This window comes from Stappia stellulata DSM 5886, assembly GCF_000423705.1.
Taxonomy (GTDB): domain Bacteria; phylum Pseudomonadota; class Alphaproteobacteria; order Rhizobiales; family Stappiaceae; genus Stappia; species Stappia stellulata.
Window position 1 is genome coordinate 893,247 of sequence record NZ_KE384083.1, and the last position, 13,829, is coordinate 907,075.

Annotated in this window: 15 protein-coding genes; 6 read left to right on the forward strand and 9 right to left on the reverse strand. The window is 64.7% G+C overall.

The window, feature by feature from the left end:
- Positions 1-28 precede the first annotated feature (28 nt).
- Both G572_RS0121220 and G572_RS0121225 read right to left on the reverse strand, forming a co-directional pair.
- Positions 29-2,344 (reverse strand): NADP-dependent malic enzyme, encoded by a 2,316-nt coding sequence (locus G572_RS0121220; RefSeq protein WP_029060177.1) that lies wholly within the window; start codon positions 2,342-2,344, stop codon positions 29-31.
- Positions 2,345-2,425: 81 nt separating this feature from the next.
- Positions 2,426-3,085, reverse strand: coding sequence for a ceramidase domain-containing protein (locus tag G572_RS0121225; protein ID WP_029060178.1), 660 nt, complete (start codon positions 3,083-3,085; stop codon positions 2,426-2,428).
- A gap of 133 nt (positions 3,086-3,218) precedes the next feature.
- Between G572_RS0121225 and moaB the strand changes: the two genes are divergently transcribed.
- Entirely contained in the window at positions 3,219-3,776 is a 558-nt protein-coding gene (gene moaB / locus G572_RS0121230; RefSeq protein ID WP_029060179.1) for a molybdenum cofactor biosynthesis protein B, read from the forward strand.
- A gap of 116 nt (positions 3,777-3,892) precedes the next feature.
- Positions 3,893-4,858 (forward strand): MBL fold metallo-hydrolase, encoded by a 966-nt coding sequence (locus tag G572_RS0121235; protein WP_029060180.1) that lies wholly within the window; start codon positions 3,893-3,895, stop codon positions 4,856-4,858.
- Positions 4,859-4,937: 79 nt separating this feature from the next.
- Here G572_RS0121235 and G572_RS25150 read toward each other — a convergent pair whose 3' ends face one another.
- Both G572_RS25150 and G572_RS0121245 read right to left on the reverse strand, forming a co-directional pair.
- Entirely contained in the window at positions 4,938-6,470 is a 1,533-nt protein-coding gene (locus G572_RS25150) for a flavin-containing monooxygenase (protein WP_051242880.1), read from the reverse strand.
- Positions 6,471-6,541: 71 nt separating this feature from the next.
- Positions 6,542-7,042 carry a cupin domain-containing protein gene (locus G572_RS0121245; RefSeq protein WP_029060181.1) on the reverse strand — a complete coding sequence of 167 codons (501 nt, stop codon included), beginning with the start codon at positions 7,040-7,042 and terminating at the stop codon, positions 6,542-6,544.
- Positions 7,043-7,420: 378 nt separating this feature from the next.
- On the opposite strand from G572_RS0121245, the gene G572_RS25155 reads away from it, so the two are divergent.
- The 4 genes from G572_RS25155 to G572_RS0121265 all read left to right on the forward strand — a co-directional run bounded on the left by G572_RS25155 (position 7,421) and on the right by G572_RS0121265 (position 11,039).
- A complete protein-coding gene (locus tag G572_RS25155; protein ID WP_051242882.1) occupies positions 7,421-8,494 on the forward strand; it encodes an AraC family transcriptional regulator in 1,074 nt (357 codons plus the stop codon).
- Between the two features lie 276 nt (positions 8,495-8,770).
- On the forward strand, positions 8,771-9,004 hold the full coding sequence (locus G572_RS0121255; protein ID WP_029060182.1) for an EF-hand domain-containing protein: 234 nt from the start codon (positions 8,771-8,773) through the stop codon (positions 9,002-9,004).
- 156 nt (positions 9,005-9,160) lie between these two features.
- On the forward strand, positions 9,161-10,303 hold the full coding sequence (locus G572_RS0121260; protein ID WP_051242884.1) for a PA0069 family radical SAM protein: 1,143 nt from the start codon (positions 9,161-9,163) through the stop codon (positions 10,301-10,303).
- 73 nt (positions 10,304-10,376) lie between these two features.
- A complete protein-coding gene (locus G572_RS0121265) occupies positions 10,377-11,039 on the forward strand; it encodes a ribonuclease HII (RefSeq protein WP_029060184.1) in 663 nt (220 codons plus the stop codon).
- Positions 11,040-11,147: 108 nt separating this feature from the next.
- Here G572_RS0121265 and G572_RS0121270 read toward each other — a convergent pair whose 3' ends face one another.
- From G572_RS0121270 to G572_RS0121290, 5 genes are all read right to left on the reverse strand, one after another.
- A complete protein-coding gene (locus G572_RS0121270; RefSeq protein ID WP_029060185.1) occupies positions 11,148-11,627 on the reverse strand; it encodes a F0F1 ATP synthase subunit B in 480 nt (159 codons plus the stop codon).
- A 10-nt stretch (positions 11,628-11,637) separates the two neighbouring features.
- The gene (locus G572_RS0121275) at positions 11,638-12,189 is read right to left on the reverse strand and encodes a F0F1 ATP synthase subunit B (RefSeq protein WP_029060186.1); all 552 of its coding nucleotides are present in this window, start codon (positions 12,187-12,189) and stop codon (positions 11,638-11,640) included.
- Between the two features lie 113 nt (positions 12,190-12,302).
- On the reverse strand, positions 12,303-12,530 hold the full coding sequence (locus tag G572_RS0121280) for a F0F1 ATP synthase subunit C (protein ID WP_029060187.1): 228 nt from the start codon (positions 12,528-12,530) through the stop codon (positions 12,303-12,305).
- 79 nt (positions 12,531-12,609) lie between these two features.
- Positions 12,610-13,368 carry a F0F1 ATP synthase subunit A gene (locus G572_RS0121285; RefSeq protein WP_029060188.1) on the reverse strand — a complete coding sequence of 253 codons (759 nt, stop codon included), beginning with the start codon at positions 13,366-13,368 and terminating at the stop codon, positions 12,610-12,612.
- A 55-nt stretch (positions 13,369-13,423) separates the two neighbouring features.
- Entirely contained in the window at positions 13,424-13,792 is a 369-nt protein-coding gene (locus G572_RS0121290; RefSeq protein WP_029060189.1) for an AtpZ/AtpI family protein, read from the reverse strand.
- Positions 13,793-13,829: the final 37 nt, after the last annotated feature.

Sequence of the window (13,829 nt, forward strand, 5' to 3'; positions counted from 1 at the left end):
TCAAGGCGATCCGGCCGAAGCCGGCAAATCAATCCGCCAGAAGCTCGCGCTCGCGCGTGCAGGCCTCGACCGCCGCGAAGGCCGACATGTTGACCACGCCGCGCGAGGTTACCGAGGGCGTGAGGATGTGCACCGGCTTGGCCGTGCCGAGCAGGATCGGTCCGACGTGCAGACTGTCGGTCATCACCTTCACCAGGTTGAGCGCGATATTGGCCGCGTCGAGCGAGGGGAAGACCAGAAGGTTCGCCTGTTCGGTGAGCCGCGAACCCGGCATGACCCGCTCGCGCATCGCCACCGACAGCGCGCTGTCGCCGTGCATCTCGCCGTCGACCTCGAGGTCGGGCGCGAGCTCGCGCAGGATTTGAAGCGCCGCGCGCATCTTGTCGGCCGAGGCCATGTCGCGCGAGCCGAAGTTCGACGCGCTGAGCAGCGCCGCACGCGGCGTGATGCCGAAGCGGCGGATTTCCTCCGCCGCCAGCACCGTCGTCTCCGCGATCTCGCGCGGGCTCGGGTCGACCGTGACATAGGTGTCGGCGAAGAAAGTCGCACCGCCGGAGTTGATCAGAAGCGAAAGCGCCGAGAAATCCTGCACGCCCGGCGCCGTTCCGATGATACCGGCGACATCCGACAAATGCTTGGAATAGCGCCCCTCAAGTCCGCAGATCAGCGCATCCGCCTCCCCCCGGTGCAGGGCGATGGCGCCGATCACCGTGGTGTTGGAGCGCACCATCGTGCGGGCGGCCTCCGGCGTCACGCCGCGCCGGCCGAGCAACGAGAACAGCGTGTCGACATAGTCGCGGTAGCGCGGATCGTCTTCCGGATTGGTGCATTCGAAATCGACGCCCGGACGGATCTTGAGGCCGAAGCGCTCGCAGCGGGCCTCGATCACCGAGGGACGGCCGATCAGGATCGGCTGCGCCAGCTTGTCCTCCAGCAGCACCTGGGCGGCACGCAACACCCGCTCGTCCTCGCCGTTGGAATAGATGATGCGTGTCTGGCTGTCGCGCGCCGCCGCGATGATCGGCTTCATGATCAGCCCGGAGCGGAAGACGAACCGGTTCAGCCGGTCGTTATAGGCCTCGAAATCGGTGATCGGACGGGCGGCGACGCCCGTCTCCATGGCCGCGCGGGCAACCGCCGGCGCGATGCGCAGGATCAGCCGCTGATCGAAGGGCGACGGGATCAGGTACTTGGGACCGAACGTCTCGCTGACGCCGCCATAGGCGCGCGCCGCGACCTCGGAGGGTTCCTCGCGGGCGAGTGCCGCGATCGCCTTGACGGCGGCGAGCTTCATTTCCTCGTTGATCGTCGTCGCGCCGGCATCGAGAGCGCCACGGAAGATATAGGGGAAACACAGGACGTTGTTGACCTGGTTGGGATAGTCGGAGCGGCCCGTGCACATCATCACGTCGTCGCGCACGGCGAGCGCGTCTTCCGGCATGATCTCGGGACGCGGATTGGCGAGCGCCAGGATCAGCGGCTTGTCCGCCATGGCGGCGACCATCTCCGGCTTCAGGACCCCGGCGGCCGACAGGCCCAGGAACACGTCGGCGCCGGGGATCACCTCGGCAAGCGTGCGTGCGTCGGTCTCCTGTGCGAACACCGACTTCCATTCGTCCATCAAGGCCTCGCGCCCCTTGTAGACGACGCCCTCGATGTCGGTGACGAAGATGTTTTCCCGGCTCGCGCCCAGCGCGCACAGCAGGTTGAGGCAGGCGAGCGCCGCCGCGCCCGCGCCCGAGGCGACGATCTTGGCCTTGGCGATGTCCTTGCCGGCCAGTTCAAGTGCGTTCATCACGGCCGCGACGACAATGATCGCCGTGCCGTGCTGGTCGTCGTGAAACACGGGAATGTTCATGCGGGCGCGCAGGTCGCGCTCGATCATGAAACATTCCGGCGCCTTGATGTCCTCCAGGTTGATGCCGCCGAAGGTCGGCTCCAGCACCGCCACCGCATCGACGAACCGGTCGACATCAAGCTCGTCGACCTCGATGTCGAACACATCGATCCCGGCGAACTTCTTGAAAAGGACCGCCTTGCCCTCCATCACCGGCTTGGAGGCCAGAGGGCCGATGGCCCCGAGCCCGAGCACCGCCGTGCCGTTGGAAATCACACCGACAAGATTGCCGCGCGCCGTGTAGTCGGCGGCAAGCGCAGGCTCGCGCGCGATCTCCATGCAGGGCGCCGCGACGCCCGGCGAATAGGCAAGCGCCAGGTCGCGCTGGTTGCCCAAGGGCTTCGTCGCCTGGATCTCCAGTTTTCCGGGGTGCGGATAGCGGTGGTAGAAGAGCGCCGCTTCATCGAGTTCGCTGGGAGACGGGTGGGCGGTCGGCTTCTTGGTCATGGGATTCCACTTGCGGCTGGCGGGCTATATCAGTTCAGGCAAAGGGCAGTCGGCGCAGCCTAGCGCCACATCGGCGCGCGGTCATGCCCCCTTTGCGGCGGCTGTCCCGGACGAGCGCATCAGGATGCGAATCAACAGGTACAGAACCGCCGCATTCAGGCAATGCCATACGAAATGCGTGCCCGATGGGAAAGACGGGCAAACCAGCATATCTCCCGTTCTGAAAGCAAGCGAAATCAGGAAGAGCATGCCGACGCCGGCAAGCGGCGCGGCCAAGGCGGGCGAGCGCCAGGCAGCGAGGGCGACGGCGAAGATCGCGAGAGCAGCCGGCGCATAGCCGCCCGACGACCCGAGCAGCCGGCCAAGCTGGGGACCAAGCGCCAGTCCGGCGATGAAGAAACCGCCCGTCAGCGCGGCCGCCAGCCACAGCCGCACCGAGAGGATGCGCCGCATCGCGAAGAAGAAGTAAAGGTGAATGAACACCGCGATCGGAATGACATCGGCGAGCCCCGCCCAGCGCGTGGCAAGCGTGTGGAACAGGAACGAGCCGATCCCGACAAGCGCGACCACGACGATCAGCGCCAAAGCAGCGCCATCCCCGTACGGCTGACGCCGCCAGTGCCGCAACGCCCAAAAGGCCGCGACAAGAAACGCCGCATTGGTCAGGGCGTTCAGGGGCTCCGCCCAAAAATCCGGGCCGACCCGTTCGCAATAGGCATCGACCGCTGCCGTCCAGTCCATCCTCGATCTCCGCAGTTGTTCCCTTGAAGACGCGGGCCTGCGACCAAAGGGGCCGCGACAGCCACTGGCAAGTCGCCGGGTCCGGGCCTATTGTCGGCCGCACCCGCGTCCTTGAGAAAGGGAAAACAGACCCATGCATCGCATTGATGACAGCCGCCCGTTCGTTCCCTTGCGCATCGCCGTCCTCACCGTCTCCGACACCCGCAAGCCGGAGGACGACCGGTCCGGCGACACGCTGGTCAAACGCCTGACGGAAGCCGGCCACCGGCTCGCCGACCGTGCCATCGCCACCGACGACGTGGAGGCGATCCGCGAGGTCGTGAAGCGCTGGATCGCCTCCGCCGAGGTCGACGTCGTCATCTCCACCGGCGGCACCGGCTTCACCGGGCGCGATGTGACGCCGGAGGCGATCGAACCCCTGTTCGAGAAGCGGATGGACGGGTTCTCGGAGGTCTTCCACCGGATCTCCTACGACAAGATCGGCACCTCGACCATCCAGTCGCGCGCGACCGGCGGCGTCGCCAACGCCACCTATATCTTCGTGCTTCCGGGATCGCCCGGCGCCTGCAAGGACGCCTGGGACGGCATCCTCAAGTGGCAGCTCGACTACCGGCACATGCCCTGCAATTTCGTCGAGATCCTGCCCCGGCTCGACGAACACCTGAAGCGCGGCAAGCTTCGGCAGGCCTGAGGCCCGGACTGCCGACGCGTTCACGCTTGCGTGAACACAGCTTCCCCCCTTGCCGTTCCCGGCTAGATGGCAGCTTCGAGACACATGTCGTATCTCCAAGAGGGAGGATTGATCCTATGAGCCATTTTTCGCTTAGCCGCCGGGCGGTTCTGGCCGGTGCCGCCACGACGCTTGCCGCACCCGCAATCGTCTCGCAAACGACCCTGGCGCGGGCCGAGGCGCCGATGATGGGCATGTCGAGCGCGTCCTTCAACCGCATCGCGCTCGGCGACTTCGAGGTCACCACGCTGCTGGACGGTCAGCGCGCCTCCGACGGCCCGCATCCGATCTTCGGCCAGAACCAGGAAGCCGAGGCGGTCGCCGCGCTGATGGAGGAAAATTTCCTCCCGCCGACGCGCACCGAATTCGTCTTCACGCCCGTCGTCGTCAACACCGGGTCCGAGCTCGTCCTGTTCGACACCGGTCTCGGCGGCGATGCCGGCTCGCTGACGCAGCAACTGGCGGCGGCCGGCTATTCGCCTGAGCAGATCGACATCGTGGTGATCACCCACATGCACCCCGACCACATCGGCGGGCTGATGACGGGCGGCACTCCGACCTTCCCGAATGCACGCTATGTCACCGGCCAGACCGAATACGACTTCTGGTCGGGCGAGGACAAGCTGACCGGCCCAACCGAGCGGGTCGCAAAGCTCGTCCAGTCGAATGTGACCCCGCTTGCCGACAAGATGACCTTCATCGGCGACGGTGCGGATGTCGTCACCGGCATCACCGGCATGGACACTGCCGGCCACACGCCGGGCCACATGTCCTTCCATCTCGAAAGCGCCGGCCAGCGCCTGCTGATCTGGGGCGACGTCGCCAACCATTTCGTCGCCTCGATCCAGCGCCCGGACTGGCACGTGCGCTTCGACATGGACAAGGAAAAGGCGGCCGCGACCCGCAAGCGCGTCTTCGACATGGTCTCCGCCGACAAGGTGCCCGTGACCGGCTATCACATGCCCTTCCCCGCCATCGGCTACATCGACACGCGTGGCGGCGGCTACAGCTGGGTGCCGGCGTCCTACCAGTTCAAGGTCTGAGCCGGGCACACGTCAGCCAGCGAAAACAGCAAAGCCCCGGGCATATCGCCCGGGGCTTTTTGTCTGGCGCATCGACTTCTCAGCCAACTGCCTGCTCCGGCTCCCGACGAGCCTCGGCAGGTGCCGCCTCGACGGTGTAGTCAGGTACCGTCGCCATGTAGGCCGCATAGGCATCGGCATCCGGCGGCAGGAAGGTCTCGGCGAGCGGGTTCGCCTTGCGCCGTTTGCGCGCGCCCATGTCGGCCAATAGCTCGTCGGTATGGCGGAAATGATAGGGCGCGGAGCACAACCCGCCATAGACACCGGCGGCCGGCCGTTCCTTGCGCCGCCATTCGAGATGGCGTGCGATCCAGCCGTCCATCGCCGACGCCGTCGGCTGATCGGCAAGCTTGCCATCCGCGAACCGCACCAGCCACTCTGCCGCGATGTTGCTGGTCAGCACCGTGGCGAAGGACGAATTGAAACCGACGAAGCCGAGGTCGGGGATCTTCGGATTGACGATCAGCCGGTAGAGCTTGTACTGGCCGTCCTCCTCGATCAACGTGCGCTTCTCTTCTTCGCCGAGATAGGGAATGCCGAGCTTCCAGCCGACCGCCTGCACAACCACGTCGGCCGCGATCCGCTCGCCGCCTGTGAGCACGACGTCGCCGTCCTCATAGTGGTCGATGGTGCCTTGCACCGCCTTTATCCGGCCCTCCTTGAGGTACTTGAAAAACCCTTCCGTCGCGATCGCTAGCCCGCAGGAAATCGTCTCCTCGATGGGCTTTTTCGGGCGCAAACCCAGTTTCTTCAATCCGAACTGAAGGTTGAGCAACGCCTCAAGCCCGCGCCAGTTCGCCCAGACCAGCGGTTTGGCAAGCGCATGCGCCAGCTTGCCGCCAGCGCCCATGCCCCAGGGCGGAAACATGCTTTCCGACGCGCGGCAATAAAGGATGCGCTTGAAGTTGACGAGCCCCGCGAACTTGTAGGGCACCCGCCAGACCGGCTCCAGATAGACGATGGTGACTTCTTTCGCGCCTTCGCGCACCGCGTTGACGGCAACATCGGTGGCGGATTTGGAAAAGCCGAGCACCACCACCTTCTTGCCGCGCACCAGCGCCGGATCGTTGTACTCGCACGAGTGCAGCACCGTGCCGCCGGCATATTCGAACCCGTCCTGTCCCGGGTGGGCGAGAACGTTCTTGTCGCTGAAGGTGCCGCTGGCGATCACGACGAAGTCGAATGCCAGGTCCGCTGCATCGCCGTCGGGCGTGTCGACCTTCAACCGCCAACCGCCGTCGGACTTGCGCGCCATGGCCCGCACGGAATGACCGAAGCGGATCAGCGGCAACAGTCCCTTGGCCGTCGCGAAGGCGCGCAGATACTCGTAGACCTGACGCCCCGAAGGCCATTCGGGATAGTCATCGGGCATTGCCATGCCGACGTAGCGATAGAGATCCTTGGGACTTTGCGTCTTGATCCCCGGATAGGACCTGGACGGCTCCCAAACGCCGCCCAGATCGTGGCTGCGCTCCAGCACCGTGACATCGTGCCCCCGGTCCCTGAAGGCTTGCGCGGACGCAAGTCCGCTCACGCCCGCGCCGATGACGCAGACCCGCTTGCGCTTGACCATATCGTCTCTCCTGAAGCCTTGAAAAAGGACGGCCCCGCCGAAGCGGCAGGGCCGCCAGACGACCCGAAGGATCAGCCCTTCAGGGAGAGCGGGTCGAAGGCCATTTCATCGGGAGACAGGAACTGCACCTCGCGCATGGCGGACTGGCGAACGACCTCTTCCGGGTCGCCCAGATTGTGCAAATTGTCGAAGAGCTCGCGCAGGCGGCGCGCCGGGCTGACCCAGAAAAGGCCGCGCGCTGTCTGGTCCGTCAGATTGTAGTAGCCGTGCGGAATGCCCATCGGCATGCGCACCAGATCGCCGGCATTGGCCTGATGGTGCTGGCCGTCGAGGTAGAGGTCGAACCGGCCTTCCAGAACGTAGATGAACTCGTCCTGGGTCGGGTGGATGTGCGGCGGCACGAAGGTGCCCGGCGGGTCGAGCGTCTCGAAGCAGAAGCTGCTCTCGCCCTCCGATTTCAGCCAATAGGTATGGCCGAGGATGCTCCACTCGACCTGGTCGATCCCCGTCCCGGCCGGTGTGATGCCCGGCTCCGTGCAGACCTGAACCATGTTGGCGATGGCTTTTTTCATTGCTCTCTCCCGAAATTTCACGCGCGACACCGCGCGGATCGTCCTCTGGACCGGTCTTTTTTCAGCGCCTTGTTTCGACGCATTGCCGGTTTGTTTTTGACGGGACCGATATCCCGCAGGATCGAGGAGAGCGGAAGACGGGGCCATGCGTCTATCCGCTGGACGACGCCTCTGTCCCGAAAACGAAGGATTCTTTCGAAATCACAGCGAAAACCCATGCTGCACTGCCGCAATCACACGCCTGCGCGCAACAAGATGACGCTGCTGCGGGGCCATGCTAGGCTGGGCACGAAAAGACAAGGGCGGGAAAACCCGCCTTCCGGAGCGTGAATGCGGGACGTGATCGAACGGCGCCGCACCTGAGGAAGCAAGACAGGCATGACGGGTGAAGGCCCCACAAGCGCCGCGACACCGGGCGCGCGCATGACCGTTCCGGGAGCGGCCGGTACGGCGATGCCCCTTGCCGGCCACGCCAAGGTCGCCACCCGTGACGTCTCGCAGGCCGCCGAACAGGTCGGGCGCATCTTCTGCGCGCATCGGCTGACACCGCTCGATCGCGCGCAGACCTTTTCCGCCGTCCACAACAGCCGCCGGTTTCCGGGCGGCTCGATCAATTATGTGGCCTATGGCGGCGAGGTCGAGATCGACCCCGGCTGCCTGGAGCGCTTCTTCCTGCTACAGATCCCGCTGCGCGGCGGTGCCGATATCCGGTGCGCACGCGAAGTCACCGAGACACGCCCGGGACGGGCTGCTTCCCTCCTCTCGCCCACACGCCCGGCGCAGATGCGCTGGCATGCCTCCTGCGGGCAGGTGATCCTGATGCTCGACCGCGCACCGCTGGAGCGGACCATCGCCGCCTATCTGGGATTCCCCGTGGACGAGATCGTGTTCGACCCGCGGCTGCGCCTCGACCAGGAGCCCGGGCGCAGCATTGCCGCCCAGGTGGCGCATCTGGCCCGCCTCGCGCAGGACAACGGTCCGGACCGCGATGCGCTGCTGCGCCAGATCGGCGAGGCCATCGGCCATACGCTGTTGTGGCAGCACGGCAGCAACCGCCGCAATGCGCTTGTCGGCGGCCCGGGCCAGGAGCTGCCGCCCCCGAACCGGATCGCGACCGCGCTCGAGCATATCGACGCCCACCTCGACCAGCCGCTCGACCTTGCCGCCCTTGCCCGCCATTGCGGCTGTTCGCTGCGAGCGCTGCAAAATGCCTTCAAGACCCACCGCGGCGAGACCCTGACGGAGGCGGTGCAGCGGCGGCGCCTCGCGCTCCTGCGCGAGCGGCTGCTCGCCTGCGGCAGCGGCGACAGCGTCACCGACCTGATGTACGCCTGCGGGTTCTCCCATCTGGGGCGCGCCGCAAGCGCCTATCGCACGGCCTATGGCGAACGCCCGAGCGATACCCTGCGTCGACCGGGCAATTCAGATTATCCGACCGCGGAAATCCAATAGCGCAAATAAATTCAATTTTTCGAATGAATAATATTGAAGACAAGAAAATTATATTATCAAATATGAAATTATGAACTGCCTTCTTTCAACACTAAAAAATCAATATTTCGCCATGACTTATAGCAGCCGCAATTAATTCGATAAATTTCCTTTGTTTATTCACGTCACAGACAAGATGGATCTCCACCTTGTCATTCGTGGACGTCACGAGGTCGTTCACTGGCGTCGCCCCAACGGGACCACGCCATACCCCACGCATTCACGGAGAAAAGATCCATGAAGATGACCCTCGCTACCATCGCTGCCCTGACCTTTGCCGGAGCGGCTGTCGCGCAAGGTGTCGGCTTCGCGGAGCTGGACGCCGACAAGAACGGCGCCCTGAGCTACTCCGAGGTCACCGCGGCCCTGCCCGACACCACGAAGGAGGCGTTCACAGCGGCCGATACCGACGCCAACGGAACGCTCTCGAAAGCCGAATTCAAGGCAGCGACGACGAAAACAAACGGCTGATCGTCCCTCCCCGACCCTGGTGGCCACCCCGTTTCGTGCGACGGGGTGGCCGCACCCCCGCAGCCGATGACAAGGCTTTTCAGTCGCATTTGTTCCTGATATGTTCCATTCGGATCCGGGTCAGCCGGACGCGATTTTTTCACGAATGGAACCGTTATGCGCGCTTCCCGGCACACGCCTGTTTCTCACCAGACCGGCACCCCGCCGGCGCCCGAACCGGGGCACAAGCCGGCGGGCGACATCCGCGGCGCCAGAGGTCGTGGCGCGGGGCTCAATATGGCCGGGCGCTTCGAGGCGGAAAGCAGCGAGGCGTTCGACGACGGCTGGGGCACGCTCGACGAGATTCCCGTGCTCAGGACGCACGTCCAGGAAGAGCGCGCGCGCACGATCATCACCCGCAACGAATCGCCGGACATCTCCTTCGACCGCTCGATCAATCCCTATCGCGGGTGTGAGCACGGCTGCATCTATTGTTTCGCCCGCCCGAGCCATGCCTACGCCGGCCTGTCGCCGGGGCTGGATTTCGAGACCCGGCTGACCGTCAAGCCGAATGCGGCGGAGCTGCTGGAGCGCGAACTGTCGAAACCGGGCTACAAGCCGCGCACCATCGCGATCGGCACCAACACCGATCCCTATCAGCCTATCGAGCGGGACCGCGGCGTCATGCGCGAGATCCTGACCGTGTTGGCCCGCTGCAACCATCCGGTCGGCATCGTCACCAAATCCGCGCTGGTGCTGCGCGATCTCGACATCCTGGCGCCCATGGCCGAAAAGGGCTTGGCCAAGGTCGCGCTGTCGATCACCACGCTGGACCGCAAGCTGGCGCGCACGATGGAGCCGCGCGCGGCAACGCCGACCCGCCGTCTCGCCGCCCTCAAGGGGCTGTCGGAGGCCGGCGTTCCGGCAACCGTCATGGTCGCTCCGGTGATTCCCGCGCTTACCGACCATGAAATGGAACGCATCCTGGAGGCCTCTCACGACCATGGCGCGGGCGAAGCGGGGTATGTCCTGTTGCGGCTTCCCATCGAGGTCAGTCCGCTGTTTCGCGACTGGTTGCTGCGCCACCGGCCAGACAGCTACCAACATGTCATGAACCTGATCCGTTCCATGCGGGGCGGAAAGGACTATGATGCGCAATGGGGAAAGCGCATGCGCGGGGAAGGCCCCTATGCCAAACAGCTTGCACAGCGGTTCTCGCTCGCCTGCAAACGCATCGGACTGAACGGCCGGCGCCGGTCGCTGACCGCGGATCACTTCTTGCCGCCGCAAGCGGGCGGCGTGCAGTTGAACCTGTTTTGAACGGCCGCCGGTATGCGGGGATCGCGGCCGGGCGGATCTTGCCGCCGACCGCAAAGGCTGGAACCATGCCCACATGACGCATTTCACACTGCAGGCCTCGCTGTCCCTGACCTTGCCGGACGCCCTCGACCCGAAGGCAGAGCGCGCGCTGGCCGCGCAGTTCGACGGCGCGCTAGCCGGGATCGACGAAGCCGGGCGCGGCCCCTGGGCAGGTCCTGTCGCCTGCGCTGCGGTGATTCTCGACTATGACAATCTCCCGGACGGGCTTGCCGATTCAAAGGTTCTCAAGCCGGAGAGCCGCGAACGCCTGCACGACGAAATCCTGGAAACGGCCTGCGTGGCCCTTGCCTTCGCATCGCCTGGATGCATCGACCGCAAGAACATTCGCGCCGCGACGCTCGGTGCCATGGCGCAGGCGGCTGACGCTCTCGCGGTCAGCCCGCGGGCCTGCCTGATCGACGGGCGGGACGTGCCTCCCGACCTGCCCTGCCCGGGGCAATCCGCTATCAAGGGGGACGGCAGGATCCTGTGTATCGCCGCCGCTTCCATCATCGCCAAGACAGCGCGCGACCGGTTGATGGCGAAGATGTGCCGGATCTGGCCGGACTACGGGTTTTCCGGCCACAAGGGCTATGGCACCGCGGCACATGCGGCGGCCCTGTCAAGCAGCGGACCGTGCCCGCTGCACCGCACGAGCTTTCGGCCCGTCCGTGCCATGCTGGATCTGCCCGATTGAAGGAGCGACCGGCGGGAAAACGCCGATGATCGACCCGACGGCAATTGCGCATGAAAAAAGGCGGCCCGGAAGGACCGCCCTTTAAAACTCCGGATCGTCCTGCACCGCTCAGTTGAGTCGTGCGGAGACGTCCTTGATGCTCTTTTCCAGCAGGTCTTCGCCGACCTTGCCCTCGACCTTCTTGGCCAGGATCGTCTCGGCTGCGGCCACCGCGATGTCGGCGGCCCGTGCCTTGACGTCGGCAATGGCCTGACCCTCGGCCTGGGAAATCTTGCGCTCGGCCGCTTCGGTGCGGCGGGCGATCATTTCCTCAAGCGCGGCGTTGGCTTCTTCGGTCATCCGCTCGGCTTCGCGCTTTGCTTCCGCGACGATGCCTTCGGCCTCGGCCTCGGCTTCCTGACGGCGGCGCTGATAGTCCGCCAGAAGCGACTGGGCTTCCTCGCGCAGCTTGCGGGCGTCATCGAGTTCCTTGCGGATGGAATCGGCCCGTTTGTCGAGACTGGCACCGACGGTCCCGGGAACCTTGAGATATGCGATCAGGGCCAGAAAAAGCAGAAGTCCGACCAGTGCCCATGCTGAAGCGTCCATCAGGCCGTCCTCACTTCATTGCGCCGTCGACGGCCTTGGAAAGCTCCGTCTTCGTCGGCGCCTTGCCGATCAGGCTTTCGACCAGCTCGGTGGTGGTTTCGGAAGCGATCTCGCCGACATTTTCCATGGCGGCCGCCTTGATATCGTGAATGCGCTGCTCGGCATCCGAGAGTTTCGCAGCCAGGTCGGCTTCGGTCGCCGTACGGCGGCGTTCGACGTCGGCCTTGAGCTTGTCGCGGGTTTCCTGCGCGATCCCATGCGCATTGGCACGCGCCTCGGCCAGCGCCTGCTCATAAGCGGCAATGGCGGCGTTGCTCTCGTCGTTCAGGCGGTTCGCTTCCGCGATGTCGCCGGCGATGCGGTCGCGGCGATCTTCCAGGATGCCACTGAGGCGTGGCAGAGCCACCCGGCTCATGATCCAGTAGAGAAGGCCGAAGGCTATCGCCAGCCAGAGAATTTGCGATGCGTAGGTCGTTCCGTCGAACGGCGGGAAGGTCGCCGGCGAATGCGGTTCGGCGGGGACGACAATTCCGGTCTGGGTTTCGGCGCTAGTCGTGGCCATCTTGATCTCCAATGCCGCAGCTCGTGCTGCCTCTCAGCTTTGGGGACAGGCCGACCGGGTGCGGTGAACGCACCCGGTCGGATAATCCGCGTCGCTGACGCACTCCGTCGTGATTAGACGGCGAAGAGCAGGAGAAGCGCGACGAGAAGCGAGAAAATGCCGAGCGCCTCGGTCACGGCGAAGCCGAGGATGAGGCGGCCGAACTGGCCGTCGGCAGCGGACGGATTGCGCAGGGCACCCGACAGGTAGTTGCCGAAAATGTTGCCGAGGCCGAGGGCGGCGCCGCCCATGCCCAGACAGGCGAGACCGGCACCGATGTACTTAGCTGCTTCAGCTTCCATGACACTTGCTCCTTGAGTAGAGATTGCAGCGACGAGATGGGCGGCTCCGCGTCATTGCGGAGCCTAACCAGACTGACTTTTAATGGCTCGGATGCAGCGCATCGTTGAGGTACATGCAAGTCAGAACCGTGAAAACATAGGCCTGCAGGAAGGAGACCAGGAACTCCAGCGCCGTGATCGCGATGGTCATCAACAACGGCAGGATCGCCATGATCGGACCGAAAGCGCCGAGACCGTCGGCGGCGAGCAGCGACACCACGAACCCGGCGAAAACCTTGAGCGTGATGTGACCCGCAAGCATGTTTGCGAAGAGACGAACCGACAGGCTGACCGGACGCGAGAGGAAGGAAATGACCTCGATCGGCGTCACGAGCAGATACATGATCGGGGGAACGCCCGCCGGCGCGAACAGGTTAAGGAACTTCGTCCCGTGCTTGGCGAAGCCGTAAACCATCACCGTACCGATCACCAGGAGCGACAACGCGAAGGTGACAATGATGTGGCTGGTGACGGTGAAGAAATACGGAAACATGCCGATCAGGTTGGCGAAGAGCACGAACATGAACAGCGAGAACACCAGCGGAAAGAAGCGCATGCCCTCGTTTCCGGCGGAACTTCGCAGCGTGTTCGCGACGAATTCGTAACTCATCTCGGCCAGCGACTGCCAGCGCCCCGGCACCAGGCCGCGCCCGCCGGTCGACAGGATCAGGAACGCGGCGACAAGCGCCGTCGTTGCGACCATGAAAAGCGCCGAGTTCGTGAAAGACAGATTGAGGCCGCCGACCTCGATCGGAACGAGTTCGCTGATCCTGAACTGATCAATCGGATTGTTCGCCACCGGGTCAGCCCTCTTTAAAGCGGTCGCATTGCACGCTTTCGCGCCAGAAACATGTTCAAGAACTGCCGTCGCGCGTCTTGTCCCGGGGCTCGGCGACGACGCCGGCGGACCGCAAAACATTCAGCACACCCGCGCAAAACCCCAACAGAAGGAAGATGATCAAGCCCCACGGGCTCGTCCCCAGTCCCCTGTCGATCAGCCAGCCGAGACCCGCTCCCACCAAGACACCGGCGACGAATTCCGTCGACAGCTTCATGGCCTGCGCAAACCCCTGCCCCGCGCCTGAAGAGTTTTCGCCCTTGCGCTCTTGCGCCTCGGGCGAACGTTCCTCAAGCGATTGTACCAACCGGTTCTTTCGCTCGGACAGTTCCGCTTCCCTCAGCACACGACGCTCGTCGTCCTGCCCGCTCTCGTTAGGAGACATGATACCCAGCCCCCTGTCTCGATGCGCACCGGCGTGT

Coding starts and splice junctions, on each gene's coding strand:
- G572_RS0121220 (WP_029060177.1), bottom strand. CDS start 2,344: ATGACCAAGAAGCCGACCGCCCACCCGTCTCCCAGCGAACTCGATGAA.
- G572_RS0121235 (WP_029060180.1), top strand. CDS start 3,893: ATGAGCCATTTTTCGCTTAGCCGCCGGGCGGTTCTGGCCGGTGCCGCC.
- G572_RS0121280 (WP_029060187.1), bottom strand. CDS start 12,530: ATGGAAGCTGAAGCAGCTAAGTACATCGGTGCCGGTCTCGCCTGTCTG.
- G572_RS0121265 (WP_029060184.1), top strand. CDS start 10,377: ATGACGCATTTCACACTGCAGGCCTCGCTGTCCCTGACCTTGCCGGAC.
- G572_RS0121255 (WP_029060182.1), top strand. CDS start 8,771: ATGAAGATGACCCTCGCTACCATCGCTGCCCTGACCTTTGCCGGAGCG.
- G572_RS0121225 (WP_029060178.1), bottom strand. CDS start 3,085: ATGGACTGGACGGCAGCGGTCGATGCCTATTGCGAACGGGTCGGCCCG.
- G572_RS25155 (WP_051242882.1), top strand. CDS start 7,421: ATGACGGGTGAAGGCCCCACAAGCGCCGCGACACCGGGCGCGCGCATG.
- G572_RS0121245 (WP_029060181.1), bottom strand. CDS start 7,042: ATGAAAAAAGCCATCGCCAACATGGTTCAGGTCTGCACGGAGCCGGGC.
- G572_RS0121275 (WP_029060186.1), bottom strand. CDS start 12,189: ATGGCCACGACTAGCGCCGAAACCCAGACCGGAATTGTCGTCCCCGCC.
- G572_RS25150 (WP_051242880.1), bottom strand. CDS start 6,470: ATGGTCAAGCGCAAGCGGGTCTGCGTCATCGGCGCGGGCGTGAGCGGA.
- moaB (WP_029060179.1), top strand. CDS start 3,219: ATGCATCGCATTGATGACAGCCGCCCGTTCGTTCCCTTGCGCATCGCC.
- G572_RS0121290 (WP_029060189.1), bottom strand. CDS start 13,792: ATGTCTCCTAACGAGAGCGGGCAGGACGACGAGCGTCGTGTGCTGAGG.
- G572_RS0121270 (WP_029060185.1), bottom strand. CDS start 11,627: ATGGACGCTTCAGCATGGGCACTGGTCGGACTTCTGCTTTTTCTGGCC.
- G572_RS0121260 (WP_051242884.1), top strand. CDS start 9,161: ATGCGCGCTTCCCGGCACACGCCTGTTTCTCACCAGACCGGCACCCCG.